This window comes from Amycolatopsis sp. NPDC051102 (assembly GCF_040682815.1).
Classification (GTDB): Bacteria; Actinomycetota; Actinomycetes; order Mycobacteriales; family Pseudonocardiaceae; genus Amycolatopsis.
Genome location: NZ_JBFBBT010000016.1, coordinates 12,448 through 35,774 on the forward strand (window position 1 = coordinate 12,448; position 23,327 = coordinate 35,774).

Sequence of the window (23,327 nt, forward strand, 5' to 3'; positions counted from 1 at the left end):
ACCGGCCTCACCAGCGTTACTGTACCGTCCAGACGGTATAGTAACCGGCATGATCACCACGCAGCCCGCCTCCGTCCGGCCGTTGAGCCCGCGCCGCCGCTGGGCTGCGCTGGGCGTGCTCGTCGGGGCCGTCCTCCTGCTCGCGATCGACGGCACCGTGCTCTACCTCGCCGTGCCGTCGCTCACCCGGGAGCTCGCGCCGACCGCCACCGAGATCCTGTGGATCGGCGACGTCTACTCCCTCGCCCTCGCCGGCCTGCTCGTCACCGCCGGGAACCTCGCCGACCGGTTCGGGCGCAAGAAGGTGCTGCTGCTCGGCACCGCCGCCTTCGGGCTGGCCTCAGTGCTCGCCGCCTTCTCCCCCACCGCCGGCGTGCTGATCCTCGCGCGGCTGCTGCTCGGCGTCGCCGGGGCGACGATCATGCCGTCGACGCTGTCGCTGATCCGGACGCTCTTCGCCGACCCGCGCGAGCGGACCCGCGCCATCGCGATCTGGTCGGCCGGGTCCGGCGGCGGGATCGCGCTGGGCCCGCTCGTCGGCGGGGTGCTGCTGGAGCACTACTGGTGGGGCTCGGTGTTCCTGATCAACGTGCCGGTCGTCGTGGTCTTCCTGATCGCGGGCGCGTGGCTGCTGCCCGAATCGCGCGATCCGGCGCCGGGCCGGTTCGACCTGCTCTCGGCCGGGCTTTCGCTCGCCGCGATCGTGCCGCTGGTCTACGCGGTCAAGCACGCCGTGAGCGCCGGCCTCGACGCGCAGGTCGCCGTCGCGGCCGGGATCGGGGCGGTCTCGGGTGTCCTGTTCCTCCGGCGGCAGCGGCGGGCGGAGACTCCGCTGATCGACGTCACGCTGTTCCGCAACGGCGCCTTCAGCGGCGCTGTCCTCGCCAACTTCATCGCCGTCTTCGCCCTGATGGGGCTGCTGTTCTTCTTCTCGCAGTACCTGCAGCTCGTCCGCGGCTTCTCGCCGCTGCAGGCCGGGTTCGCGGAAATGCCGGCGACGCTCGCCTCGATCGTCGTCGTGGCCGCCGTCGGCGTGGTCGTCGCCCGGCTCGGGCGGGGCCGCGCCGTCGCGGCCGGGCTCGCCGTGGCCGCCGCCGGGCTCGCGCTCGTCGCCCTCGCCGAACAGGCGGCGCAGTACTGGTGGCTGGGCCTGACCCTGGTGCCGGTCGGGCTCGGCGTCGGGCTGGCGCTGACGCTGACCGTCGACTCGGTGCTGTCGGCCGTCCCGCGGGACAAGGCCGGTTCGGCATCGGCGATCTCCGAGACCGCCTACGAACTCGGGGCGGCGCTGGGCATCGCGATCCTCGGCTCGGTCGTCACCCTGGTCTACCGCGCCTTCCTGCCGGCGGGACCGCTCCCCGCCGAGGTCCGCGACTCCCTCGCCGGCGCGGTGCTCGCCGGCGACCCGGGGATCGTCCAGGCCGCCCAGGAGGCCTTCACCGGCGCCATGCAGGTGACGGCGCTCGTGGCGGCCGCGGTCACCGCCGTCGCCGCGGTCATCGCCTGGCGTACCATTCCGTCCGGAAAGGACTGACATGCCGCGCAAAGCCGGGCGCAGCCCGGAGGAAACCCGCCGGGCGCTGCTCGACGCCGCCGCGAGGGTGATCCGCACCCGGGGGATCTCGGCGTCGCTCGACGACATCGCCCGCGAAGCCGGCGTGTCGAAAGGCGGGCTGCTCTACCACTTCCCCGCCAAGGACGCGCTCGTGCGCACGCTCGCGCAGGACATCCTGGACGCCTTCCGCACCGAGGTGCAGGCGGCGCTCGACCCGGCCGACACCGCACCGGGACGGCTGACGCGCGCCTACGTCCGGGCGTCGCTGGACACGTCGCAGGACGAGGCGGCCATCCGCGAGAACATCGCCCTGATCGCCCAGCTGATGTCGATCCCGGAGGTCGCCGAGCTCGCCCGCGCGGACGCCGGGCAGTGGGAGCGCGAACTCCACGACGACGGCCTGCCCGGTGACGTCGTGACCCTGGTGGTCGCCGCGGCCGACGGCGCGAGCACGGCCCCGCTGTGGGGCGTCGGCATCGACGTGGCGGCCGCGCGGCGGCTCGAACAGCAGCTGCTCGCCCTGACGCGGGCCGGATGACGTCGCAGCCGGTTGTCAACCCGTCGGAAGTGTTGGTAAATCACCACTTGCCGACCCTACGTTAGTCGGCTCCCGCCGTCGCGACATCCGGGTAAATTTTCGACAGCGCGCGCAAATCCGGCAAATCCCCGTCCCCACGAGGAGTCTTCCGATGTCGAGGAAGTTCGCCCTGGCCGGCGCCGTCGCGCTCGCCCTGACCATGACCCCGCTCGCCGCGGGGACCGCGTCGGCGGCCACCGACCAGGAGGCCGCGGTCACCACGGTCTACTACAGCACCGCCAGCGCACCGTCGTTCCGCTCGGTGATCAACGCCGGTGCCGCCAACTGGAACAACAGCGTCACCAACGTCCGGTTGGTCGAGCGCAACTCCGGTGCGAGCCTGCGCTACACCGAGGGCAACGACCCCCGCGGGTCCTACGCCTCGACCAACGGGCACGGCAGCGGCACCATCTTCATCGACTACACCCAGGCCCGCCAGTACAACCCGACCCGCATCGCGGCGCACGAGACCGGGCACGCCCTCGGGCTGCCCGACCACTACTCGGGCCCGTGCTCGGAGCTGATGTCGGGTGGCGGCCCCGGCCCGTCCTGCACCAACGCCTACCCGAACGCGACCGAGCGTTCGCGGGTGAACCAGCTGTGGGCCAACGGCCTGGTCGCCACCAGCGACCAGCGCGTCTTCCAGACGGTCTACGGCTACTGATCGGTCCGCGCGCCGGTGGCCCCCGGGTCACCGGCGCGCGCCGGGCCGTCTTCGGCCACGACGTCTTCGGCGAGCTGCCAGCCGCCGCGGCGGCGCAGGACCACCCCGTAGTACGCCGCCGCCAGCACGATGACGGCCGCCGTGACGAGCAGGCTCGGCCGGCCCACCGCCGGGTCCAGCAGGTTCTGGTACACCACGAACACCAGCACGGCCAGCGCGAGCAGCGGCGGCACCGGGAACCACGGCATCCGGTACTTCGCGTGCGCCGTCGCGCCCGTGCGGCGGCCGTTGACGGCGCCGAGGCACAGCGCCGCGTACACCACCACGATCGACGTGCTGGTGACCACGAGCAGCAGTTCCGGGTCGACGAAGCAGAGCAGCGCCGCGACGATCCCGGTGCCGGCCGTGGCCACCCACGGCGTCCCGAAGCGCGGGTGGACCACCGCCAGCGCCCGGTTGACCGCACCCGGCCAGGCGCGGTCGCGGCCGCTGCTGAACACCAGCCGGGAACTGATCAGCACGATCGCCAGCACGGCGTTCACGATCGCCAGCGCCACCGCGAGGCTGAGCACCGTGTCCAGCGTGCCGCCGCCGCGGGCGGAAACGAACTCCGACAGCATGTTCTCCGCGCCGAACAGCCGGCCGAGGTCGGGCGCACCCACCAGGACCGCCGTCACCGGGACGAGTTCGGCGACCACGGTGATGGCCAGGGCGAGCAGGATCGCGCGCGCGATGCCGCGGGGCGCGTCCTGGGTCTCCTCGCCGAAGTAGACCGCCGAGCCGTAGCCGTTGTAGGCGAACATCGCCACGGCGACCGCGATCGCGATGGCGCCGACGCTCGCCGGGCCGCCGTCCGCGGCCACCGGGTGGACCAGCAGGTCGGTGAGCGGCCGGGCCGGGTGCAGCAGGCCGAGCGCGCTCACCACGACCAGCGCGAGGATCTCGATCGCCAGGAAGATCCCGGTGACCCAGGCGTTCAGCTTGATGTCGAACACGCCGACCACGGCGGCCAGCACGCACGTCGCCGCGGCGACCGCCGGGCCGGGCAGGCCCGGCCACAGCACCCCCAGGTAGGTGCCGACGCCCAGGGCGATCACGGCCACGATCAGCACCTGCGTGATGATCATCAGGCCGAGCACGGCGAAGCCGGGCAGCCGGCCGAGGGTGCGCGCGACGATCGCGTACTCGCCGCCGGCCACCGGGAACGCCGAGGCGAGCTCCGCGTAGACGAACGCCATGAAGACGCCGACGACCGCGGCGGCCGCGAAGCTCAGGAACGCGCCGGTGCCGGCGCCGGTGAGCACCCCCGGCGCGATGATGAACACCGACGACGCGGGACTGATCGCCGACAGCGTGATGAGCAGGGTGCCGACGGTCCGCAGGCCGCGGCGGAGCGCAGGGGTGGTCACGATCGGGCCTCCAGTTCTTTGAAGCTCCTTCGATAAACCAGGTGACCACGGATCAAAGGCCCGTCGAGCACGGAAGTCAAGTACTTGCTTTTCTCGAAGATCCTTCGAAGAATGCTCGGCATGGCACGACCGAGCAGGGCCCCCGAGCGGCGGGCCGAGCTGATCGCGGTGGCCCGGCGCGCCGTCGTCGAGCGCGGGGTCCTCAACCTGAAGCTGCGGGACATCGCCGACGGCGCAGGGCTGTCGTCGGGTTCGGTGCTCTACTACTTCCCCACCCTGGGCGAGCTGCTGCAGGAGGTGCAGCGCGAAGCCGTCGAACGCTTCTGCACCCAGCGGGAGGAGGCCGCCCGCGGCGGCACCCCGGCCGAGCGGCTGCTCGCCACCATCCGCAGCGGGCTGCCGACCGGCCCGGACGACGAACTGTGCGTGCTGCTCTACGAACTCGGCACGATCGCCCGCCGCGACCCCGCCTACGCCGCCCGGCACATCGCGCTGTACGAGCGGCAGGTGCGGATCTACACCGGGATCCTCGAGGCCGGCGCCGCGACCGGCGAGTTCACCCTGACCGCCGACGCGGTCGCGATCGCCCGGAACCTCGTGGCCCTCGAAGACGGCTACGGCCTGCACCTCACCCAGGCCGTGCCAACGCTGGAGCCGGCCACCGCCGAAGCGATGCTGCTGTCCTACGCCCGCACCGCCTGCACCCTGGAGGACCCGTCATGACCCGTGCCCGCGACCTGGGCATCGCGCTGCCCGGCCGGCCCGGCACGCACAACGCGCTCACCGACGTGCCCGGCGTCGAAGTCGGGTACACGACGCTCACCGAGGGCGAGTCGGTGCGCACCGGCGTCACCGCGATCCTCCCCCGCGGCCGCGAGGGCTTCGCCGTGCCGTGCGCCGCCGGGACGTCTTCGCTCAACGGCAACGGCGAGATGACCGGCACGGCGTGGCTCGCCGAGACCGGGTCGCTGACCCTGCCGGTGCTGATCACCAACACCCACGCCGTGGGGCCGTGCCACCGCGGCGTCATCGACTGGGTGGTGCGCGAGCGCCCCGACGTGGCGGCGGAGTGGCTGCTGCCCGTGGTCGCCGAGACGTGGGACGGGTACCTCAACGACATCAACGCCTCGACAGTCCACAGTGGACACGCGGTGGCGGCGATCGACGCCGCCCGGCCGGGTCCGGTCGCCGAGGGTTCGGTCGGCGGCGGCACCGGGATGACCTGCTACGGCTTCAAGGGCGGCACCGGCACGGCGTCCCGGATCGTCGCCCACGGCTCCGACGAGTACACCGTGGGCGTGCTGGTGCAGGCCAACTTCGGCAGCCGCCGCGAGCTCACCGTCGCCGGTGACGCCGTGGGCGCCCGGCTCGCGGCGGACAACCCGATGGAGGACTGGGCGGCGGCCCCGGCCGGCGCGGGCTCGGTGATCGTCGTCGTGGGCACGGACGCGCCCCTGCTGCCGGGCCAGTGCACGGCGCTCGCCCGCCGCGTCCCGCTGGGCCTCGCCCGCACGGGCACGACGGGCTCGCACTTCTCCGGCGACCTCTTCCTCGCCTTCAGCACGGCGAACCCGGGCGCGCTGACCAGCACGTTCCCCCGCACCGCCGAGGCCGCGTACGAGAGCCTGCGGTTCGTCCCGTGGGGCCGCATCGACCCGTTCTTCGAGGCGGTGGTGCAGGCGGTGGAAGAAGCGGTGCTCAACGCCCTGGTGGCCGGCCGCGAGACGACCGGCCACCGGGGCCGCCGGGTCCCCGGGCTACCGCTGCCCCCCTGGCTCGGCTGACGCTCCCGCCGGCCGCACGCGATAGGTCAGGTGCGTGACCGACCTGGCCGCTCGCGACTCCACCTGCTCGACGTCCAGGGGCGGGACGCCGTCGAACAGCCGCGTGCCGGCGCCGAGCACGAGCGGCACGACGTGCAGCCGCATCTCGTCGATCAGGCCGGCGGCGAGGTACTGGTTGACGGTGGTCGCGCCGCCGTGGACGGAGATGTCACCGTCGCCGGCGGCGTCGCGTGCGCGTTCCATCGCGGCTTCGATCCCGTCGGTGACGAAGTGGAACGTGGTGCCGCCGTCCATCGGCTGCGGATCGCGCGGGTGGTGGGTGAGCACGAAGACCGGGGCGTGGTAGGGCGGGTTGTCGCCCCACCACCCCTTCCACGGCCGGTCCCACTCGCCACGCACCGGGCCGAACATGTTGCGCCCCATGATGAACGCCTTCGCCGTCATCATCCGGGCGAACTCGTCCGGGTGCTCCGCGGGACCTTCGGCGAACCAGGCGTGCAGCTTGTCACCCCAGCCGTCGCCACCGTCGTCACCGAACGGCCGCTGCTCGGTCTGGCCGAGCCCGGCCGAGTACCCGTCGACCGAGATCGTGAGATCGCAGGTCACCTTGCCCTTGCCTGTGGTCATGCCCCCAGCATGGAGCAGCCGCCGTATGCCGTCCATGCCAGGCCGGCCCGTCAGCCGACCACGATGCGGTCGAGGTCCGGCGCCCAGCCGGACGGATTGCCGAGCCGGATCGTGTTCGCGCCCGCGGCGAGCGTCAGCGACACCTGCACCGAGCCGACCGTGTCCCAGCCGCCCGTGCTCGGCGTGGCGACCGAGATCGCGGCACCGCCGTTGACGCTGATCGTCAGGGAACGGGCCTCACCGGAGGCGTAATAGATCGTCACCGGATGCGCGCCCGCGGTCGCGTTGACGCCGCTGAACTGCAGGTAATTCGCCGAACCGCCGCCCACGTAACCGACCAGAGCGCCACCCGAAGCACCGGACGAACTCCGCACCGCGGCCTGACCGGCCAGAGTGGCCGCCTCCGCCTCGTACGACGTCCCGGCCGGCGGCGTGCTTCCCATCCGCCAGTACACCGTGTACCGCTGGTGGTGCGTGGCGTAGAACGGCTGCAGGGTGACCGCGCCCGTGCTCGCCGTCCCGGTGAACCGCAGCGGGTTCGCGGGATCCTGGGTCAGGGTGCCCGGCTGCAACGTCGGCAGCGCGCTCAGGTTCGTCGAGCCGTACTGGCCCGCGAGCACGATCGCGCCGTACTTCACCGCGCCGACACCCGGGTCGTCGTTGGCCCGCGGGAACGTCAGCGACGCCGGGAGCGACACGTCGACCACGTCGCCGGCCGCCCACGTCCGGTCGATCGTGAAGTACGACCCCGGTGCCGGACTGCCCTGCGCGACGCCGTTGACCTTCACCACCGCGGCCGAAGTCCAGCGAGGGATCCGGATCTTCAGCGCGATGTGCCCGGACCCGCCGATCGTCAGCTTCGTCCCGGACGACGCCGGGAACGCCGTGTCCTGCCGGACGGTGATCCCGCGGCCCGGCCAGGTCAGCACCGACGCCACGAACAGGTTGACGTACAGCGTCTCACCGGCGAAGAAGTAGATGCTGTCGGCGAACTTCGTCTGCGACTCCATGCCGGTGCCGTGGTCGCAGGTGAAGTCGTCGTAGTCGTTGGCGTAGGTCTTGATGCCGCCCGCGCGCATCGGCGTGTAGTACGTGACGAACCCGTGGCTCGAATTCGGATCCTGTTCGCCGAGGATCTGGTTGAACAGCGCGAGCTCGTAGTAGTCCATGTACTCGGGCGCCGGGTCGGTGAAGAACAGCTGCCGGGTCAGCTTGAGCATGTTGTAGGTGTTGCAGACTTCGCACGTGGTGTCCGACAGCTGGCTCGCGATGGCGTCGGGCGTCTGGAAGTACTCACCGTCGGAGTTGCCGCCGATCACGTACGTGTGGTGGTCGAGCACGATCCGCCAGAAGTTGACCGCGATGTCGCGGTAGCGGGTCGTGCCCGTGGCGTGGTACTCGCGGATCGCGCCGAGGATCTTCGGGATCTGGGTGTTGGCGTGGAACCCCGCGAGCCGGTCCTGGTTCGCCGCGAGCGGGTCGAGGATCTGGGCGTGGTCGAACCGCTGGGCCGTGGTGAGGTGGTTCGCGTCGCCGGTCACCTGGTAGAGGTTCGTCAGGACCTCGGGCATCCCGCCGAACTCCGTGCGCAGGGCAGCCTGCATCTGCGTGGTGGACAGCGGATCCGTGCGGGCCTTCGTCCAGGCCGCCTTGCGCAGCAGGACGTCGAGGGCCTGCTGGTTGCCCGCGAGGAGGTACTGGTCGAGCAGTCCGGCCATGATCTTGTGCAGCGTGTAGTAGGGCGCCCAGACCGACTGGCCGCTCTCCAGCCGGTCGAAGAAGTTCTCCGGGAACGCCGAGAGGTAGCCGGGGTGGAAGCCGCGTCCCGGCGACGCGGCCTGGCACGCGGCGAGCGCGCTGACCAGGTAGTCGCCCTTGGTCTTGTACGTGGTGTCGCCGGTGTTGGCGTACGCCTGGGCCAGCCCGGACAGCAGGTGCCCCGTCGAGTGCCCGCGCAGTTCCGTGGTGGGGCTTTCCCAGCCGCCGCAGGGCTGGGCCGAGCTGACGAGCCCGGCGTTGAGCCGGAACGTGTGCAGCAGGCGGTCGGGGTCGACGAACCGGAAGTAGGCCAGCTGCCGGTTCGTGTTGTCGAGGAACGGCCCGGCCTGCAGCCGCACCGCGCCCAGCGGGAACGGGAAGACCGAGACGCCGATGTCGGGCCGGGTCGCCGCGGCGGCGGGGCCGGCCAGCGACGGGGCCAGGGCGGCGCTCGCGGAGAGGGCGCCCACGGCCTTGAGCAGCAGGCGGCGGTCGAAGGTGGGTTCGCGCATCATCGAGCCTTTCGCTGGGGCGGGGTGCGCCGCCCGCGCGGCGCACCCCGGGGAGGTTCAGCTCGCGAGGGTGATGGTCACCGTGGTCGCGCTCGCGGTGACCGTGTGCGTGGCGGCGTCGTAGCTGCCGCCGCTGACGGAGTTCACGCCGGTGGAGAGGAACACCGGCAGCTGGATGAGGACCGCGCCGCCGGGCAGCGTGCCCGACGTCGTCACCGTGACGACGCGGGCGCCGCTCGAGCCGCTCACCGCGAGGGAGACCCCGTAGGTGGACCGGCTGCCCGAGGCCACGTCGTAGGTGCTGGTCAGGTTGCCGACGGAGACCGTCTGGCCGGGCGTGACCCAGGCGTTCGGCACACCGCGGCCGATGTAGAGCGGCCGCGTGAACGTGTACGGCCCGGAACCGCTCGACGCCAGTCCTTCGGCCACCAGCGACTCCAGCAGGCCCTGCTGCTGCCCGGCGATCGGCCACGCGTACGGGCACGCGCCGAACTGCGGGCCGGCGTGGCTGCCGATCCACGGGTTCGCCGGGCTCGGCCCGCTGCCGTTGGCCTCCCACCACGCGTTCGGGCCGCCGGTGGTGGTCTTGAGCTGCCAGGCGTAGCTGGTGATCGGCAGGTCGCGGTAGTTGTTCGAGTAGAGCCCGTCGGAGGAGTACGACGTGTTGTACGCCGTCGAGTACCCGTTGAACGCCCCGAACGTCGGGAACGGGTAGCCGTTGGCCGACAGCCGGTTGAAGCCCCACTGGTACATCCGGTCGATCTGGCCGGGGTCGCCCATGATGCCGGTCAGCGTGCCGCCGGACAGCAGCGTCGACCACTGGTTCTGCCCGACCCAGCCGGGTGAGGCCCAGTTGGCGTCGTTGAAGGTGCTGCAGCGGTTGGCGCTGTTGGGCTTGTCGACCTCACAGGGCAGGTAGCTGAAGCCGTTCGCGGACTGGTTGCGGCCCACGACGGTGTTCAACGCGGTCAGCAGCGAGGTGTAGGCGGTGTTCGCCCACGTCGCTTCGGCGGTCTGGCCGATCTTGGTCGCGATGTACTTGTAGGACGCCAGCATCTGCAACGCCGAGAAGTTGCTGAACAGCCAGCGCCCGGTGGAGTCGTTGTCGAAGTTGGTCTGCAACGTCCCGTCCGAGGCGAGCTGGGCGGGGTACTTCACCCGGGCGATGGTGCGGAGGCTGGGTCCCCAGGAGCCGGTGTCGTTGAAGTACTGGCTGACGAACGTAGTGTCGTTCGTCTTCGCCAGGTACGTCGCCCACGCACCCATCGTCTTCCAGACGCCGTCCCAGTACCAGTTGGCGCCCACCTCGTCCCAGTTGTCCTGCTGAGCGATCCGCGCGGTGAGCAGCAGGTTCCGCGCGTCCCGGAAGTCGCCGGTCTCGAACTTGGCCGTCAGCTCGCCGGGGACGTCGTGGTTGAGGATCCAGTTGTAGTTGTTCGCGCCGGAGAACTGCGCCTTGCCGACCTGCATGATCAGGTTGTAGATCGTGCCGGCCTTGTACGCGTTGGCCATCGCCGTGCCCGGGTTCGCCAGGCCGCCGGTGTTGGGCAGATTCGTGTTCGGCAGGCTGAAGGTGTTCGTCTCGGCCAGCCGCGAGTTCCAGTACGCCGTCATCTGGCCGTAGGCGGTGTCGAAGTTCGGCGCGTTCGACGACAGCGTGGAGCCGGTCGGCAGGGCGACGCCACTGCCGAAGTTGTCCACCGCCACCACGAAGTCGTGGTTGCTGGTCTGCCCGGCCGCCACGGTGTCCAATGAGGACGAAGTGAGCCGGACGAGACCCGGGCCGGAACCACCCGGCGGAACCGTCACCGGGCCGGAACCGTTGTTCTTGATCGAGACCCGTGTGTAGACGAGCATGACCGCGGAACCGTTGATGGTGACCTTGTCGGCGAAGTTCTTGATGGTGATCCCGACGTTGCCGGCGGTCCGGGACGTCGTCATCGCCGGCAGGTAGCCGTTGTCCTCGGTCCACTGCACCGACTGCGCGCCCGGATTGCCGCCGTAGGTGTAGGCGCTGAACGAGTACATGCCAGCGCAGAGGCCGTTGTACGTCGTGTTCACGCCGCGGGCGAAGAACGACCCGGACAGGTAGCTGAAGACCGGCCAGTAGTTGCCGTCCCAGCCGATCGCCGTCGTGTTCTGGAAGCCCTGGCCGTACGGGTCGTCCGGCGTCTGGAAGTTCGTGCCGTACGACCGCGGCAGCCCGGAGTTCTTGCACGCGTTCGGCGCGAGGTTCGGGATGCCCTGGTAGGTGTCGGACGTGCCGGGCGTGTACCCCGGCACCCGCCAAGCGCTCGCGCTCGAACACGGCAGCTGGACGAGCGCGCCGCCCGCCGGGGTGATGCACTTGCCCGAGCTGACCGCCACGACGTTGAACGTGGTGGTTCCGGCCGGCTGCAGCCGGAACTGCTGGTTGCTTTCCCCGTGGCAGGCGTACTGGATCACCGCGGCGTTGTCCGCGGTGGACGCGCCGTAGATGTCGACGCAGCTGCCCGAGGTGAACGTGCCGATGGTGTAGGCGTCCCCCGAGACGGGGGTGAACGTGTACGACTGCGCGGCACCGGAGGTGCAGGCCGTCTGGGTGAGCTGGACGGCGCTGTCGCCGTTGGGGACGGTGGCGCACTGGCCACTCGCGGAGTTGACCATCGTGCTGGTGAACGTGGCCGCGGCGCGGGCCGGGGCCACCACGGCCATGCCGGCCACGAGGGTGGCGGCGGTGAGCAATACCGGACGTCTCATCGGGTTCTCCCGTTCAGAAGAGGAAGGAGCCGTACGGGCCGTTGAAGATCGCGGTCTTCTGACTCTGGCTGAAGTGCGTGTTCGGGTAGTCGTAGAACGACGCCGACATCGGCGTCCCGTCCGTCGAGGTCGAGTCGGGCAGGCCGAACGCGTGGCCGAGTTCGTGCACCATGCCGCCGTACCAGCGGTTCATCGGGCCGTTGAGGCCGGCCGCGCCGTCGGCGTCGTGCTGGCAGAGGATCACCCAGCCGTTGCCGCCACCGCCGCCCGCGCCGTCGCCCTCGGCGATGACCTCGCCGACGTTGATCCACCGGCTGTCCCCGTCCCGGACGCCGAACCGGCGCACCAGCTCCTGCTGCATGTTGAACACGGCCCACCAGTAGCGCTCGCCGCCGTTGGGCGTGTTCTCGTACCAGCTCTTCACGTGCTCGCCGGTGACGACCTGGACGACGGGTTCGTTGAGCCGGAAGGTCTTGCCCAGCTCCTGCCGGTAGTACCGCTGCGCTTCCCGCACCACGTTCGCGATGCCGTCCGGGTAGCGCTGGTCGTAGGGCACGTCGGACGGCCGCAGCAGCCACACCCGCACGGTCTTCTCCGGCGGGGTCTGCGGGTCGCCGCCGGACTGGTAGCCGGGCAGCCGCCACACGGCGGCCGGGCCGCAGGCCATCTGCACGAGCACGCCGTTTACCGGGGTGACGCACTTACCCGAACTGACAGAAACCAGACTGAAAGCGCTTTCTGTAGGCTCGAGACGGAACTGCTGGTTCGTTCCGGAGTGGCAGGCGTACTGGATCACCGCGGCGTTGTCCGCGGTGGACGCACCGGAGATGTCCACGCAGCTGCCGGCGGTGAAGGTGCTGAGGGTGTAGACGTCCCCGGACACCGGGGTGAAGCGGAACGACTGCCCGGCGCCGGAGTCGCAGCTCGCCTGGGTCAGCTGGACGGCGCTGCCGCCGTTGGGCACGGTGGCGCACTGACCGCTCGAGGAGCTGACCACGGTGCTGGTGAACGCGGTCGCGGCCAGCGCGCTGCTCGCGGACAGCACCGACAGCAGGCCGGCCACCAGGCAGAGCACCACGGAAACAGCCAGCCGCGGCACGCCGCGGTGGGGCCGAAATACCACAGGACGCGTCATCGGGTCCTCGCAATCTTCGGTTTTGTTAGCGTTAACAGTGACGGCCGGGTGCGCTCCCGTGCTCGTGAGTGGCAAGGCGGGTGCCAACCCGCCTTACCCCTCACGACCGTCAGGTGAGGGCGAGCGGGAGCCAGACCCGCATCGGGCCGGGCGCCCGGTTGCCCCAAAGGAAGTACGGGATCGCGGTCAGCTCGAACGGCTCACCGGCAGCGGTGGCGCCGGTGCCGTACAGCTCGCCCGACGCGGGAGTCTCGACGCTGCCGCGCGCGATGAGGGTCACCGGCACGTCCGGCAGCGATCCGGCCGCGAACGCCGTCGCCGGGTCGATCCGCACGTCCTCCAGCGTGACGCCGCCGGGCAGGTCGGCCTGCTCCACGCAGTAGACGAGCGGCCCGCGCGTCACCGCGACGCAGCCGCGCACGGCGTCGATCCGCGGGTGCGGCCGGACGATCCGGGCGGGCATCGGCAGTTCGAGCGTCACCGTCGCCCCGCCCGTCCAGTCGCGCCGCACCTCGGCGTACCCGTCGCGGACCTCGGCGGGCGCGCCGTCGACCAGGGCGCCCTCGGCCCAGGCGGGGATCCGCAGGGCCAGCATGAGCGGCGCCCGGGTGGTCACGGTCAGCTCGACCCGGCCGTCCCACGGGTACTCGGTGCGGGTTTCGACGCGGACGTCCACACCGTCCACAGTGGTCTGGATGGTCCCGGCGGCGTAGAGGTGGACCTGCAGGCCGCCGGCGTCGGCGGTGGCCACGTAGCCCGACAGCGACGCGACGAGCCGGGCGAGGTTCGGCGGGCAGCAGGCGCACGAGTACCACGGCAGACGCTGCGAAGGCGCGTCCTCGTGCGAACCGTCGTGGCCGGTGCGCAGGTGCAGCGGGTTGGAGTAGAAGAAGTGCGTGCCGTCGACGGCGGTCGACCCGGCGATCGCGTTGTACAGCGCGCGTTCCATCTCGTCGGCGTAGCGGCTCTCGCCGGTGGCCAGCAGCATCCGCCAGTTCCACTGGAAGCTCGCGATCGCGGCGCAGGTCTCGCCGTAGGCCCGGTCGGGCGGCAGCTCGTACGGGTCGCCGAACGCCTCGTCGCGGTGGCGGGAACCCTGCGCGCCGGTGAGGTAGGTCTTCGCGCCGAACGCGTCGGCCCACAGCCGGCGGGCCGCCGCCAGCAGCGAGTCGTCCCGGGTCTCGACGGCGACGTCCACCACCCCGGCGAGCAGGTAGAGCTGCCGGACGACGTGCCCGGCGACCTCGTCCGCCGTCCGGACCGGCTCGTGGTCCTGCAGGTACCGCGAGCCGAACCGCTCGCCGTCGAGCAGGCCGCGCCCGCGCAGGTCGACGAACCGCAGGGCCAGGTCCAGGTACGGCCGGTGGCCGGTCACCCGGTACAGCTCCACCAGCGCCGTCTCGATCTCGGGGTGCCCGTCGACGTCGTCGACCTCCCCGAACCGCTCCACGATCAGGTCGGCGAAGCGCCGGGCGACGGTGACGAGCTGGGCGCCCACGCCGGCCCGCGCGGCGGCGACGGCGGCCTGGATCAGGTGCCCCGCGCAGTACAGCTCGTGGCTCCAGTGCAGTTCCCGCCACTTCAGCTCCGGCTTGTCGGCGGTGAAGTAGGAGTTCAGATAGCCGTCGTCCTCCTGGGCCTTGGCCACCAGCGCGGCGGTCGTGTCGAGGAAGGCGCGCAGCTCGGCGTCACCCGGGTCCCGGCCGAGCTGCCAGGCGGCGGCTTCGAGGGTCTTGTAGACGTCGGAGTCGGCGAACCACATGTTCCGGTGCTCGCCGTCGACCTCGCCGGTGACGCGCCGGAGGTTGTCCAGCGCGCCCGCCGCGTCGAGCTGCTCGACGCAGTGCGGCAGCGTCCGGCTCGCGTTGCGCGCCTGCCAGTCGCCGAGGAGGCTGCCCGGGGCGAAGGCGGCCGCGCCGAGGAAGAGCGGCCGCAGCGCCGATCTCGCGGCGGCCGTGGGGTGGACGGGCCCGAGGATCCGTTCGGTCATCGAGGTGCTCCTGTCAGCCGTTGGGTGTCTCAGCCCTTGAGGGCTCCCGAGGTGAAGCCGCGGACGTAGTACCGCTGCAGGACGAGGAAGACCGCCACGCACGGCAGGGCGGAGACCACCACTCCCGCTTGCAGGGCCCCGAAGTCGACCGAGCCGAGGCTGCCCGACTGGAGGTTGAACAGCGCGACCGGCAGGGTGAACTTCTCACCGTCGGTGAGGAAGATCAGCGGGGCGACGAACTCGTTCCACGCCGCCAGGAACGAAAACAGCGCGACGGTGACGACGCCGGGCAGCACCCCGCGCAGCAACACCCGCCGCAGCGCGCCGCCGACCGAGCAGCCGTCGATCAGCGCGGCCTCCTCCAGCTCCACCGGCAGCGCTTCGAAGGAGTTGCGCATCATGAACAGGCCGAACGGCAGCTGCAGCACGGCCAGCACCAGACCCAGGCCGAGCAGCGAGTTCTGCAGGCCGAGCCAGCCGAGCAGGATGTAGAGCGGCACCAGGATCGTCGTGTACGGCACCATCAGGATGGCCAGCGTGACCAGGAACAGCAGGGTGCGCCCGGGGAAGGCGAGCCGGGCCATCGCGTACCCGCCGAGCGTCGTCGCCACCACCGTCACGCTCACCGCCACCAGCGCGACGACGCTCGTGTTGAGCAGGTAGGTGCCGAGACCGCTGCCGTACTCGGCGAGCCGCCGGTAGTTGTCGGTCCCGGAGTCACCGGCCTCCCGCCCGGTCAGCGACGAGTACAGCGTCCACAGCAGCGGCAGCAGGAACAACACGGCCAGGGCGGCACCGGTGACGTGCAGGCCCGCGGCCCGGAGCCGGTTCACTTCCCCTCCCGGCGGATCAGCCGCAGCTGGGCGGCGTTGAGGACGATCAGCACGGCGAGCGTCGCCACCGAAACCGCGGCCGCGCGCCCGAGGTCCTGGGACAGGAACGCCTCGCGGTAGATGTCGATGACGACCGTGGCGGTGTCGTGCCGGCCGCCGGTGAGGATGAAGAACTGGTCGAACGCCAGCAGCGACCCGGTCAGCGACAGCACCATCGCCAGGGCCAGCGTCGGCCGCAGCAGCGGCAGCGTCACCCGCCACAGGATCTGCCACCGGTTCGCGCCGTCGATGCGGGCGGCTTCGTACAGCGCCGGGTCGATGCCCTGCAGGCCGGTCATCAGGATCAGCATGTAGAACCCGGCGAACCGCCAGGTGATCATCCCGGCCGTCGAGCCGAGCGCGCTGCCGCCGGAGCCGAGCCAGTCCACCCGGCCCAGCCCGAGGAAGCCCACCAGGTGGTTCAGCGCCGACGAATCGGTGTTGAACAGGCCGTAGAACAGCAGGCTCGTCGACGCGAGCCCGACCGCGCTCGGCAGGAAGAAGACCGTGCGGGCGAAGCCGGTGCCGCGCCGCTCGTGCTGCACCAGCAGCGCCAGCCCGAACGCCACGAGACTGAGCACGACGGTCGTGACCAGCGTGTACTTCAGCGTGAACCAGACCGCCCGTAGGAAGAGCGGGTCGCTCAGCGCGTCGTAGTTCTTGACGCCGTCGGGGTAGGACGCGCCGACCAGCGGCCAGTGGCTGACCGACATCCACAGCATCAGCCCGAGCGGGATGACGAAGAAGACGGCGACCAGCACGGCCATCGGGGCTGCGTAGGCGATCCCGAGCCGGCGCCGCCCGCGGGCGATCGAACCGCGGCGGCGGGGTGCCGGCGCCGGTTTCGCCGGCGCCGGCACCCGCGGGGACAGGAGGGAGACCATGGTCAGCTGCCGCCGGAAAGCGATTCGGTGACGGCCGCGTTGTGCTGCTTCAGGGTCGATCCGACGTCGCCGCCGCCGAAGACCGCGTCGATCACCGTCGACGTCCACGGCCCGTTCGTGTCGTTGAACGTCTTGCCGAAGTTGACCGAGATCGGCGTCTGGCCCTGGCTCGCTAGCCGGTTGAACACCCCGAGCCGGGGATCCTGCTCGGCGTAGGTGTTGTCGGCGAGATCGGACCGGACGGTGATGTTCTTGCTCTTCGCGACGACGTCGACCTGCGCCTGGTCGGACAGCGTCCAGGCGATGAAGTCCCACGCGGCCGCGGCGTGCGTGCTGTTGCTGCCGATGCCGAGCACGTCACCGCCGACGAACGACGAGCTGCCGCCGGCCAGTCCCGGGATCGGGGCGACGCCGACCTGCAGGTTCGGGCCTTCCTTCATGCCCTGCAACGCGGTCGCGCCCATCGGCTGGATGCCGATCTTGCCGTCGAGGAAGGACTGCGTCCAGGTGGGCCCGGACTCGTTCTTCGCCGACGCCGGGACGACGCCGTCGGTGTAGAGCTGCCGGAGCCAGGAATAGACCTTCGCCGCCTGGGGGCTGTCGAGCGTGGCCGCCGTGCCCTGTTCGTCGAGCACCGTGCCGCCCGAAGCCCAGATCATCGGCCAGCTGGTGAACAGCTGGCAGCCCGGGCAGGCGCCGCCGAAGAAGTAGCCCTTGGTGTCCCCGCCGAGCGCGGCGATCTTGCGCGCGTCGGCGGCGATTTCGTCCAAAGTAGACGGTGGCTTCGCCGGGTCGAGACCGGCCTTGGTGAACAGGACCTTGTTGTAGAACACCGCGGACAGGTCGATGTCGTGCGGCACCGCGTAGTGCTTGCCCCCGGCGGTGGCCGCCTTCATGTGCGCCGCGGCGAGGCTGCCGCTGAACGGCAGCTGCGTCACGCGGGCGGTGAGGTCGAGGAACAGGCCCTTGGCCGCGTAGTTGGGCGCGTAGACGACGTCGGCCGCGAGCAGGTCCGGCAGCTGCTTCGCGCCCGCGGCGGTGCCGACCTTCTGCTGGTAGGAGTCGGCCGGGAAGACCGTCAGCTTGACCTTGTTCTTGTGGCTCGCGTTGTAGGCGTCGATCAGCGTCTGGCTGAAGGTGGCCGTCGGCGAGCGGGTCCACATGGTGATCGTGGTGCCGTCGTCCACGCTCGCGGTGTCCCCCGCCGCCGCCCCCGGCGGGCCGCTTTGGCAGGCCGCGAGGACGAGCACGCCGGCGACGGCGGCCGTGGCACGCCCCCACCGTGCCCTGGATCGGATGTGCGAAGTCATCGACTCTCTCCTATCGGGAGGCCGCCGCCTGCGGTGTCGGAGAAGCAGCCGGGAAAGTTTCAGAAACCGGTTGCCGACTCAAGCTAGGGCGGTTCCGGCACCCCGTCAAGGGCCGTTTGCCGTAGTAGCACCCGGGTCACCTTGGGTCCCGGCGACGTCGGAGGTACTGTGCCACCATGCCCCCGCGGAAACTTTCGGAAACTCCCGGCGCGCCCGCCAAGCCGGCCACGATCAGCGAGGTCGCCCTGCTGGCCGGCGTCTCGGTCGGCACGGCGTCGAAGGCGCTCAACGGCCGCGGGTCGCTGCGCGCGGAAACCCGGCAGCGGGTGCTGTCCGCGGCCGAGCAGCTGGGGTTCCAGCCCAACCGGGCGGCGGTGACCCTCAACTCCGGGCGCACCTACACCGTCGGCATGATCACCACCGACACGATCGGCCGGTTCAGCATCCCGCTGATGATGGGCGCCGAGGACGCCCTCGGCGCCGGCGAGATGTCGGTGTTCCTCTGCGACGCCCGCGACGACCCGATCCGCGAGCAGTACTACCTGCGCACCCTGCTGTCCCGCCGGGTCGACGGCATCATCGTGACCGGCCGCCGGACCCAGGCGCGCCCGCCCATCGGGGCGGACCTGCCGATCCCCGTCGTCTACGCCTTCATCAGCTCGGCCGACCCGCACGACTGTTCCGTCGTGCCGGACGAGGCGGGCGGCGCGCGCAAAGCCGTCGAGCACCTCCTGGCCACCGGACGGCGCCGGATCGCCCACATCACCGGCCCCGAGCGGCACCACTCGGCGACCGTCCGCGCGTCCGCGGCCGCCGGACGGCTCGCCGAAGCCGGGCTCGACCCGGCCGGCGCGCCGATGTTCGGCGAGTGGAGCGAGGCGTGGGGCCGGCAGGCGGTGCGGATGCTGCTGGGCTCCGAGACCCCCTTCGACGCGGTGTTCTGCGGCAGCGACCAGATCGCCCGCGGTGCCGCGGACGCGCTGCAGGCGGCCGGCCGCCGCGTGCCCGGCGACGTCGCGCTGGTCGGCTTCGACAACTGGGACGTCATGGCCCTGGGCTGCCAGCCGCCGCTGACGAGCGTCGACATGGAACTGGAGGCGCTCGGCCGGACCGCCGCCGGGATGCTGCTGGCGGCGATCAACGGCGAGCCCTCCCCCGGCCGGCACACCCGGCCGTGCCGGCTGGTGATCCGGGATTCGACGGCCTAGCGCCGGGTCCACTGCTGGTTGGTGCCGCCGCCGCAGGTCCAGAGGATGATCTTCGTGCCGTTCGCGGTGGCCGCGCCGCTCGCGTCCAGGCAGAGTCCGGACACCGCGTCGGTGATGGTGCCGTTCGCGTTGAGCGCCCACTGCGGGTTGCGCCGGCCGTTGCAGTCCCAGACGACCACGGCGGTGCCGTTCGCCGTGCCGCTGTTGTAGGCGTCGAGGCACTTGGTGCCGTTGACGACGAGCTGCCCGCGGGCCGGCACCGTCCCGAGGGGACACCCGCCACCTGGACGCCGTCGCTGCCGGGCAGCGGCAGGATCGACAGTTCACGGCGAGGGTGGCGGTCTGCGCGGCGGTCGCGCTGTAGGCGAAGGTCGCGACGGCGAGCCCGGTCGCGGCCGCGGTGACGCCGGTGAACCGGGCGCCGCCGGCCGGGCGGCTTCAAGGGGCGGGACTTGGTGGACTAGCTTACTAGCATGCTAGCCTCGGCGCGTGGGCGATGACGACGTCAAGCAGTTCAACGTGTACCTGCCGATCGGCCTGATCCGGCAGGTCAAGCACCGGGCCATCGAGACCGAGCGGTCGCTCTCGGCGCTCGTCGCCGACGCGCTGCGCGCCTACCTCGAAACCGAACCCGAAGAGGAGCACTGACATGACGACCGAAGGCGTCGAGGCGATCTACCTCGAGACCCACAACTGGGGCAAGGCGGCCAAGTTCTTCCAGGCGCTGGGCTACGAGCTCGAGTTCGCGACCGACCACAACTCCGGGCAGCTGCGCAACGGCGACAGCCCCTGGCTGTTCATCGCCGAGGTGCCCGAGAGCCAGCAGCCGCGGACCCAGGTCGTGTTCAAGGTCCCGGACGCGGACGAGTTCCGGGCCGGCGACATCGTCGAGGTCGTCAGCCCGTTCGAAGAAACCCATTACGGGACCCGGGAAATGACCGTCCGCGACCCCGACGGGCGGACGTGGACGCTGTCGGCGCCGGGGAAGGCCTGAGGTGGCCGCGCCGGACAGCACGGCGGTGCGGACCGCCCTGTGGCGGGCGCTGCACGTCGAGGTCGATCCGCCGCCGCACGTGTTCACCGACGACCTCGGCCTGCGCCTGGCCGATCCGGGCGACGACTGGCGCGCCCGCGACGACATGGACCCGGCGACCGCCGGCCGCTACCGGGCGGGCATCGTCGCCCGGGCCCGGTTCGTCGAGGACCTGGTCGCCGAGCAGGCCGCCCGCGGCGTCGGCCAGTACGTGATCCTCGGCGCCGGGCTGGACACCTTCGCCCAGCGCCGTCCGGAGATCGCGGCGCGCATGCGTGTGTTCGAGGTCGACCAGCCCGGCCCGCAGGAATGGAAACGGGCCCGGCTGGCCGAACTCGGCCTGGGCGTCCCGGACTGGCTGCGCCTGGTGCCGGTCGACTTCGAGACGACGTCGTGGCCGGACCGGCTGGCCGACGCGGGCTTCGCGGCGGACGAGCCGGCGGTCGTCGCCTCCACCGGCGTCAGCATGTACCTCACGAAGGAAGCGAACGCGGCCACGCTGCGCCGGATCGCCGGATTCGCCGCCGGGTCCACTTTGGCCATGACGTTCCTGCTGCCGCCGGAACTGCTCGACGACGGCGAACGCGCGCGGCACCGCGTCACGGCGGAGCGGGCCCGGGAAGCGGGAACGCCGTTCGTCAGCACGTTTTCGCCCGCGGAGATCCTGGCGATGGCCCGCGAGGCCGGGTTCCGCGACGCCGTCCACGTGTCCGGGGCCGAGCTGAACGAGCGCTACTTCGCCGGCCGGGCCGACGGCCTCCGCGTCGTGCCGGGCGAGGAATTCCTCGTCGCTACGGCCGGGGCAGGTGCCCCAGGTAGGCCCGCAGCATCGTCTTGACCGGCTCCAGGAGCTCGGGCGCGCCGTCGCCGCGGAAGACCTCCTGGATCACCGCGTCCGCGGCGAGGAACGCCGTCCGGCACGCCACCGCGGCCTCGTAGTCGTCGCGCAGGAGGCGCTGCGCGACGAGCACGCGGTGCACCCCGGTGGCCATCACGCGCTTGTGCGCGCGGTCGGCCTCCCGGGTGCCGTCGGTGAGGCCCCGGCCGAGCCACAGCGCGCGGAAGCCGGGTTCCGCGCGGTACAGCCCGGCGAAGGCGTCGACGAGGAGGCCGACGGGATCGGCCCAGGTCTCCCCCGCGGCCTGCTCGGCGAAGGAGTCCATGAGGGTTTCCAAGCGGCCGAGGTAGAGCTCGGCGAGCGCCTCGGTGATGGCGTCGCGGTCGGGCAGGTACTGGTAGAGCGCGCCCACCGAGACGCCGGCCTCGGCCGCGACCCGGGTCGTCGTCAGCGCTTCGACGCCGTCCTCGGCGAGCAGGCGGTCGGCGGCGGCGAGCACCTTGGCGAGCTTCTCCCGCGAGCGCGCCTGGCGCGGCACGCGGCGCAGCCGGCTCTCCGTCATCCGCTCTCCGAACCTGAACGTGACTTTGTTTCGGGTTTATCCTAGCCTCGGCGCATGACAACGGCGAGTTCAACGCTCGACGAGGCGCGGCGGTCGGTCGCGCGGGCCTGTCAGGGGCTCGCGGGCGAGGGCCTGCTCATCGGCAGCGCGGGCAACGTGAGCGTCCGGGCCGGCGAGCACGTGGCGGTCACCGCGACCGGGGTCGTGCTGGGCCGGACCACGCCCGACGACGTCACGGTCGTCGATCTGGACGGCGCCGTGGTCGCCGGCGACCGGGCCCCGACCTCGGAACTGGAGCTGCACCTGGGGGTCTACCGGCGGTACGGCGCGGGGGCGGTGGTGCACACCCACTCGCCGCAGGCCACGGCGGTGTCGCTGGTGCTCGACGAGCTGCCCTGCGTGCACTACCAGCAGCTGGCCCTCGGCGGCGCGATCCGGGTCGCGCCGTTCGCCGTCTTCGGGTCTTCGGAGCTGGCCGCGGAAACCCTCACGGCGCTCGAGGGCAAGTCCGCCGCGCTGCTGGCCAACCACGGCGCGGTCACCCACGGCCCGACCCTCGAAGCCGCCGTCGACAACGCGCTGCTGCTGGAGTGGGCGTGCGGGCTGTACGTGCGGGCCGCGACCCTCGGCGCGCCGCGGGTCCTGGATCGCGAGCAGCAGGAAGCCGTCGTCGCCGCGGCCGTGCGCCGGGGGTACGGCCGATGACGCAGACGGTCGTCACCCTGGGGGCGCACGTGTTCGACGTGCAGGTCCGGCCGGTCGACGCGATCCCGGCGGGCCAGGGCGCGGCGCTGGTGGAGCAGATCCGCTTCGGGCCGGCCGGCACCGCCGCCGGCACCGCGGTGACGCTGGCCAAGCTGGGCGCGGCGGTCCGCACCGCGGGCGCCGTCGGCGCCGACCCGGTCGGCGACCTGCTGCTGGCGATGCTCGCCCGCCACGGCGTCGACACGTCCCTGGTGCTGCGCCGCGAGGGCGTGCAGACGTCGGCGTCGGTGCTGCCGATCCGCTCCGACGGCAGCCGGCCCGCCTTCCACGTGCCGGGCGCGAACCTCACCTACGAGCCGTCGGACGCCCCGCACGGCGAGATCGCCCGCGCGACCCATCTGCACCTGGGCGGTCCCGAGCTGATGGGCGGCGAGAAGGCGGCGCAGATCCTCGCCCCTGCGCGCGCGGCCGGCGTGGTCACCTCGGCCGATCTCCTCGCCCCCGGCGACCCCGGCGTGCTCGCGTGGCTGGCGCCGGCACTGTCCGGTTTGGACTACCTGCTGCCCAACGAAGACCAGGTGCTCGGCCTGACCGGCGCCGCCACGCTCGAAGCCGGCGCCCGGGCCCTGCTCGACCGCGGCGTCGGCTGCGTCGCGGTCACGCGGGAGGCACGCGGCGCCTTGGTGGTGACGGCGGAGGAGACCCTCGCCGTGCCGGCGTTCGCGGTCCCGGTGCTCGACACGACCGGCTGCGGCGACGCGTTTTCGGCCGGGTTCCTCCGCGGCGTGGGCCTGGGCCGGTCCGCGCGGGAGGCCGCCGTGCTCGGCTGCGCGGCGGCCGGCCTGGTGGCGCAGGGCCTCGGCAGCGACCACGGCGAGTTCGACCTGGCGGCCGCGGACGCGTTCGCCGCCGCCACGCCGATGCTCGCCTGAAAAGTCGGTCGCGCGGCCGTCCCGCGGCGGCTTATCCTTGCGCCGCGGGGAATCGCATGGAGTGGATCAGCGGTAGATCGCCCGGCTCGGGACCGGGAACGCGCGGGTTCGAATCCCGCCTCCATGTCCCCCCGCAGCTTGGAGTAGTTCAGCAGGCAGAACACCCGGCTGTCTCCGGGAAGGCGCAGGTTCGAAACCTGCCTCCAAGTCTCGTTTGCACAGGGGGAGATCCA

22 protein-coding genes and 2 tRNA genes are annotated in these 23,327 nt (G+C 71.8%); 13 read left to right on the forward strand and 11 right to left on the reverse strand.

Going from position 1 to position 23,327, the window contains the following annotated elements; all coding sequences use genetic code 11:
• Window positions 1-49 precede the first annotated feature (49 nt).
• The 3 genes from AB0M93_RS33595 (at window position 50) to AB0M93_RS33605 (ending at window position 2,796) form a co-directional block, all read left to right on the forward strand.
• Window positions 50-1,534: an MFS transporter gene (locus AB0M93_RS33595; RefSeq protein ID WP_364281098.1), complete on the forward strand. Its 1,485-nt coding sequence runs from the start codon at window positions 50-52 to the stop codon at window positions 1,532-1,534.
• A 1-nt stretch (window position 1,535) separates the two neighbouring features.
• Complete coding sequence (locus AB0M93_RS33600; RefSeq protein WP_364281101.1) at window positions 1,536-2,093, forward strand: TetR family transcriptional regulator; 558 nt, start codon at window positions 1,536-1,538, stop codon at window positions 2,091-2,093.
• A gap of 151 nt (window positions 2,094-2,244) precedes the next feature.
• Window positions 2,245-2,796, forward strand: coding sequence for a snapalysin family zinc-dependent metalloprotease (locus AB0M93_RS33605; RefSeq protein ID WP_364281104.1), 552 nt, complete (start codon window positions 2,245-2,247; stop codon window positions 2,794-2,796).
• On the opposite strand, the gene AB0M93_RS33610 is transcribed toward AB0M93_RS33605, so the two are convergent.
• Entirely contained in the window at window positions 2,790-4,205 is a 1,416-nt protein-coding gene (locus AB0M93_RS33610; protein ID WP_364281106.1) for an APC family permease, read from the reverse strand. The two genes, AB0M93_RS33605 and AB0M93_RS33610, sit on opposite strands and share 7 nt — an antisense overlap.
• A 120-nt stretch (window positions 4,206-4,325) precedes the next feature.
• On the opposite strand from AB0M93_RS33610, the gene AB0M93_RS33615 reads away from it, so the two are divergent.
• Together AB0M93_RS33615 and AB0M93_RS33620 are read left to right on the forward strand one after the other, a co-directional pair.
• Window positions 4,326-4,928, forward strand: coding sequence for a TetR/AcrR family transcriptional regulator (locus AB0M93_RS33615; RefSeq protein WP_364281109.1), 603 nt, complete (start codon window positions 4,326-4,328; stop codon window positions 4,926-4,928).
• Window positions 4,925-5,989, forward strand: a complete 1,065-nt coding sequence (locus AB0M93_RS33620; RefSeq protein WP_364281111.1) for a P1 family peptidase — start codon at window positions 4,925-4,927, stop codon at window positions 5,987-5,989. Before AB0M93_RS33615 ends, AB0M93_RS33620 begins: the two co-directional genes overlap by 4 nt.
• Here the strand turns inward: AB0M93_RS33620 and AB0M93_RS33625 are convergent.
• The 8 genes from AB0M93_RS33625 to AB0M93_RS33660 all read right to left on the reverse strand — a co-directional run bounded on the left by AB0M93_RS33625 (window position 5,963) and on the right by AB0M93_RS33660 (window position 17,816).
• The gene (locus tag AB0M93_RS33625) at window positions 5,963-6,616 is read right to left on the reverse strand and encodes a dihydrofolate reductase family protein (RefSeq protein WP_364281114.1); all 654 of its coding nucleotides are present in this window, start codon (window positions 6,614-6,616) and stop codon (window positions 5,963-5,965) included. The genes AB0M93_RS33620 and AB0M93_RS33625 overlap by 27 nt on opposite strands.
• Before the next feature lie 50 nt (window positions 6,617-6,666).
• Complete coding sequence (locus AB0M93_RS33630; protein ID WP_364281117.1) at window positions 6,667-8,886, reverse strand: beta-L-arabinofuranosidase domain-containing protein; 2,220 nt, start codon at window positions 8,884-8,886, stop codon at window positions 6,667-6,669.
• 57 nt (window positions 8,887-8,943) lie between these two features.
• The gene (locus AB0M93_RS33635) at window positions 8,944-11,625 is read right to left on the reverse strand and encodes an RICIN domain-containing protein (protein WP_364281119.1); all 2,682 of its coding nucleotides are present in this window, start codon (window positions 11,623-11,625) and stop codon (window positions 8,944-8,946) included.
• 13 nt (window positions 11,626-11,638) lie between these two features.
• The gene (locus AB0M93_RS33640; protein WP_364281122.1) at window positions 11,639-12,724 is read right to left on the reverse strand and encodes an RICIN domain-containing protein; all 1,086 of its coding nucleotides are present in this window, start codon (window positions 12,722-12,724) and stop codon (window positions 11,639-11,641) included.
• 145 nt (window positions 12,725-12,869) lie between these two features.
• Complete coding sequence (locus AB0M93_RS33645) at window positions 12,870-14,750, reverse strand: beta-L-arabinofuranosidase domain-containing protein (RefSeq protein WP_364281125.1); 1,881 nt, start codon at window positions 14,748-14,750, stop codon at window positions 12,870-12,872.
• Window positions 14,751-14,779: 29 nt separating this feature from the next.
• Complete coding sequence (locus AB0M93_RS33650) at window positions 14,780-15,583, reverse strand: carbohydrate ABC transporter permease (RefSeq protein ID WP_364281128.1); 804 nt, start codon at window positions 15,581-15,583, stop codon at window positions 14,780-14,782.
• The gene (locus AB0M93_RS33655) at window positions 15,580-16,506 is read right to left on the reverse strand and encodes a sugar ABC transporter permease (RefSeq protein ID WP_364281130.1); all 927 of its coding nucleotides are present in this window, start codon (window positions 16,504-16,506) and stop codon (window positions 15,580-15,582) included. Before AB0M93_RS33655 ends, AB0M93_RS33650 begins: the two co-directional genes overlap by 4 nt.
• A gap of 2 nt (window positions 16,507-16,508) precedes the next feature.
• Complete coding sequence (locus tag AB0M93_RS33660) at window positions 16,509-17,816, reverse strand: sugar ABC transporter substrate-binding protein (RefSeq protein WP_364281133.1); 1,308 nt, start codon at window positions 17,814-17,816, stop codon at window positions 16,509-16,511.
• Between the two features lie 176 nt (window positions 17,817-17,992).
• Here AB0M93_RS33660 and AB0M93_RS33665 point away from each other — a divergent pair, with 176 nt between their 5' ends.
• A complete protein-coding gene (locus tag AB0M93_RS33665; RefSeq protein WP_364281135.1) occupies window positions 17,993-19,024 on the forward strand; it encodes a LacI family DNA-binding transcriptional regulator in 1,032 nt (343 codons plus the stop codon).
• Here the strand turns inward: AB0M93_RS33665 and AB0M93_RS33670 are convergent.
• Window positions 19,021-19,284 carry an RICIN domain-containing protein gene (locus AB0M93_RS33670; RefSeq protein ID WP_364281138.1) on the reverse strand — a complete coding sequence of 88 codons (264 nt, stop codon included), beginning with the start codon at window positions 19,282-19,284 and terminating at the stop codon, window positions 19,021-19,023. The two genes, AB0M93_RS33665 and AB0M93_RS33670, sit on opposite strands and share 4 nt — an antisense overlap.
• A 229-nt stretch (window positions 19,285-19,513) precedes the next feature.
• Here AB0M93_RS33670 and AB0M93_RS33675 point away from each other — a divergent pair, with 229 nt between their 5' ends.
• From AB0M93_RS33675 to AB0M93_RS33685, 3 genes are read left to right on the forward strand one after another with little or no spacing between them, the layout of a single operon-like run.
• On the forward strand, window positions 19,514-19,672 hold the full coding sequence (locus tag AB0M93_RS33675) for a ribbon-helix-helix protein, CopG family (protein WP_364281141.1): 159 nt from the start codon (window positions 19,514-19,516) through the stop codon (window positions 19,670-19,672).
• A 1-nt stretch (window position 19,673) separates the two neighbouring features.
• Window positions 19,674-20,018, forward strand: coding sequence for a VOC family protein (locus AB0M93_RS33680; protein ID WP_364281143.1), 345 nt, complete (start codon window positions 19,674-19,676; stop codon window positions 20,016-20,018).
• Window position 20,019: 1 nt separating this feature from the next.
• Window positions 20,020-20,895 (forward strand): SAM-dependent methyltransferase, encoded by an 876-nt coding sequence (locus AB0M93_RS33685; RefSeq protein ID WP_364281146.1) that lies wholly within the window; start codon window positions 20,020-20,022, stop codon window positions 20,893-20,895.
• Here the strand turns inward: AB0M93_RS33685 and AB0M93_RS33690 are convergent.
• Window positions 20,849-21,457, reverse strand: a complete 609-nt coding sequence (locus AB0M93_RS33690) for a TetR/AcrR family transcriptional regulator (protein ID WP_364281149.1) — start codon at window positions 21,455-21,457, stop codon at window positions 20,849-20,851. The two genes, AB0M93_RS33685 and AB0M93_RS33690, sit on opposite strands and share 47 nt — an antisense overlap.
• Window positions 21,458-21,511: 54 nt before the next feature.
• Here AB0M93_RS33690 and AB0M93_RS33695 point away from each other — a divergent pair, with 54 nt between their 5' ends.
• The 4 genes from AB0M93_RS33695 to AB0M93_RS33710 all read left to right on the forward strand — a co-directional run bounded on the left by AB0M93_RS33695 (window position 21,512) and on the right by AB0M93_RS33710 (window position 23,303).
• Window positions 21,512-22,162 carry a class II aldolase/adducin family protein gene (locus AB0M93_RS33695; protein WP_364281151.1) on the forward strand — a complete coding sequence of 217 codons (651 nt, stop codon included), beginning with the start codon at window positions 21,512-21,514 and terminating at the stop codon, window positions 22,160-22,162.
• The gene (locus AB0M93_RS33700) at window positions 22,159-23,094 is read left to right on the forward strand and encodes a sugar kinase (RefSeq protein WP_364281154.1); all 936 of its coding nucleotides are present in this window, start codon (window positions 22,159-22,161) and stop codon (window positions 23,092-23,094) included. The genes AB0M93_RS33695 and AB0M93_RS33700 overlap by 4 nt, the downstream gene beginning before the upstream one ends.
• Before the next feature lie 55 nt (window positions 23,095-23,149).
• Window positions 23,150-23,221 (forward strand) — tRNA-Pro (locus AB0M93_RS33705).
• Window positions 23,222-23,231: 10 nt separating this feature from the next.
• A tRNA-OTHER gene (locus AB0M93_RS33710) sits at window positions 23,232-23,303 on the forward strand.
• Window positions 23,304-23,327: the final 24 nt, after the last annotated feature.

What these genes read in the sequence shown, in the direction of transcription:
- AB0M93_RS33635 (WP_364281119.1), bottom strand. Translation starts at nt 11,625, where the DNA reads ATGAGACGTCCGGTATTGCTCACCGCCGCCACCCTCGTGGCCGGCATG.
- AB0M93_RS33605 (WP_364281104.1), top strand. Translation starts at nt 2,245, where the DNA reads ATGTCGAGGAAGTTCGCCCTGGCCGGCGCCGTCGCGCTCGCCCTGACC.
- AB0M93_RS33690 (WP_364281149.1), bottom strand. Translation starts at nt 21,457, where the DNA reads ATGACGGAGAGCCGGCTGCGCCGCGTGCCGCGCCAGGCGCGCTCGCGG.
- AB0M93_RS33660 (WP_364281133.1), bottom strand. Translation starts at nt 17,816, where the DNA reads ATGACTTCGCACATCCGATCCAGGGCACGGTGGGGGCGTGCCACGGCC.
- AB0M93_RS33680 (WP_364281143.1), top strand. Translation starts at nt 19,674, where the DNA reads ATGACGACCGAAGGCGTCGAGGCGATCTACCTCGAGACCCACAACTGG.
- AB0M93_RS33630 (WP_364281117.1), bottom strand. Translation starts at nt 8,886, where the DNA reads ATGCGCGAACCCACCTTCGACCGCCGCCTGCTGCTCAAGGCCGTGGGC.
- AB0M93_RS33655 (WP_364281130.1), bottom strand. Translation starts at nt 16,506, where the DNA reads ATGGTCTCCCTCCTGTCCCCGCGGGTGCCGGCGCCGGCGAAACCGGCG.
- AB0M93_RS33600 (WP_364281101.1), top strand. Translation starts at nt 1,536, where the DNA reads ATGCCGCGCAAAGCCGGGCGCAGCCCGGAGGAAACCCGCCGGGCGCTG.
- AB0M93_RS33620 (WP_364281111.1), top strand. Translation starts at nt 4,925, where the DNA reads ATGACCCGTGCCCGCGACCTGGGCATCGCGCTGCCCGGCCGGCCCGGC.
- AB0M93_RS33595 (WP_364281098.1), top strand. Translation starts at nt 50, where the DNA reads ATGATCACCACGCAGCCCGCCTCCGTCCGGCCGTTGAGCCCGCGCCGC.
- AB0M93_RS33615 (WP_364281109.1), top strand. Translation starts at nt 4,326, where the DNA reads ATGGCACGACCGAGCAGGGCCCCCGAGCGGCGGGCCGAGCTGATCGCG.
- AB0M93_RS33700 (WP_364281154.1), top strand. Translation starts at nt 22,159, where the DNA reads ATGACGCAGACGGTCGTCACCCTGGGGGCGCACGTGTTCGACGTGCAG.
- AB0M93_RS33695 (WP_364281151.1), top strand. Translation starts at nt 21,512, where the DNA reads ATGACAACGGCGAGTTCAACGCTCGACGAGGCGCGGCGGTCGGTCGCG.
- AB0M93_RS33625 (WP_364281114.1), bottom strand. Translation starts at nt 6,616, where the DNA reads ATGACCACAGGCAAGGGCAAGGTGACCTGCGATCTCACGATCTCGGTC.
- AB0M93_RS33645 (WP_364281125.1), bottom strand. Translation starts at nt 14,750, where the DNA reads ATGACCGAACGGATCCTCGGGCCCGTCCACCCCACGGCCGCCGCGAGA.
- AB0M93_RS33665 (WP_364281135.1), top strand. Translation starts at nt 17,993, where the DNA reads ATGCCCCCGCGGAAACTTTCGGAAACTCCCGGCGCGCCCGCCAAGCCG.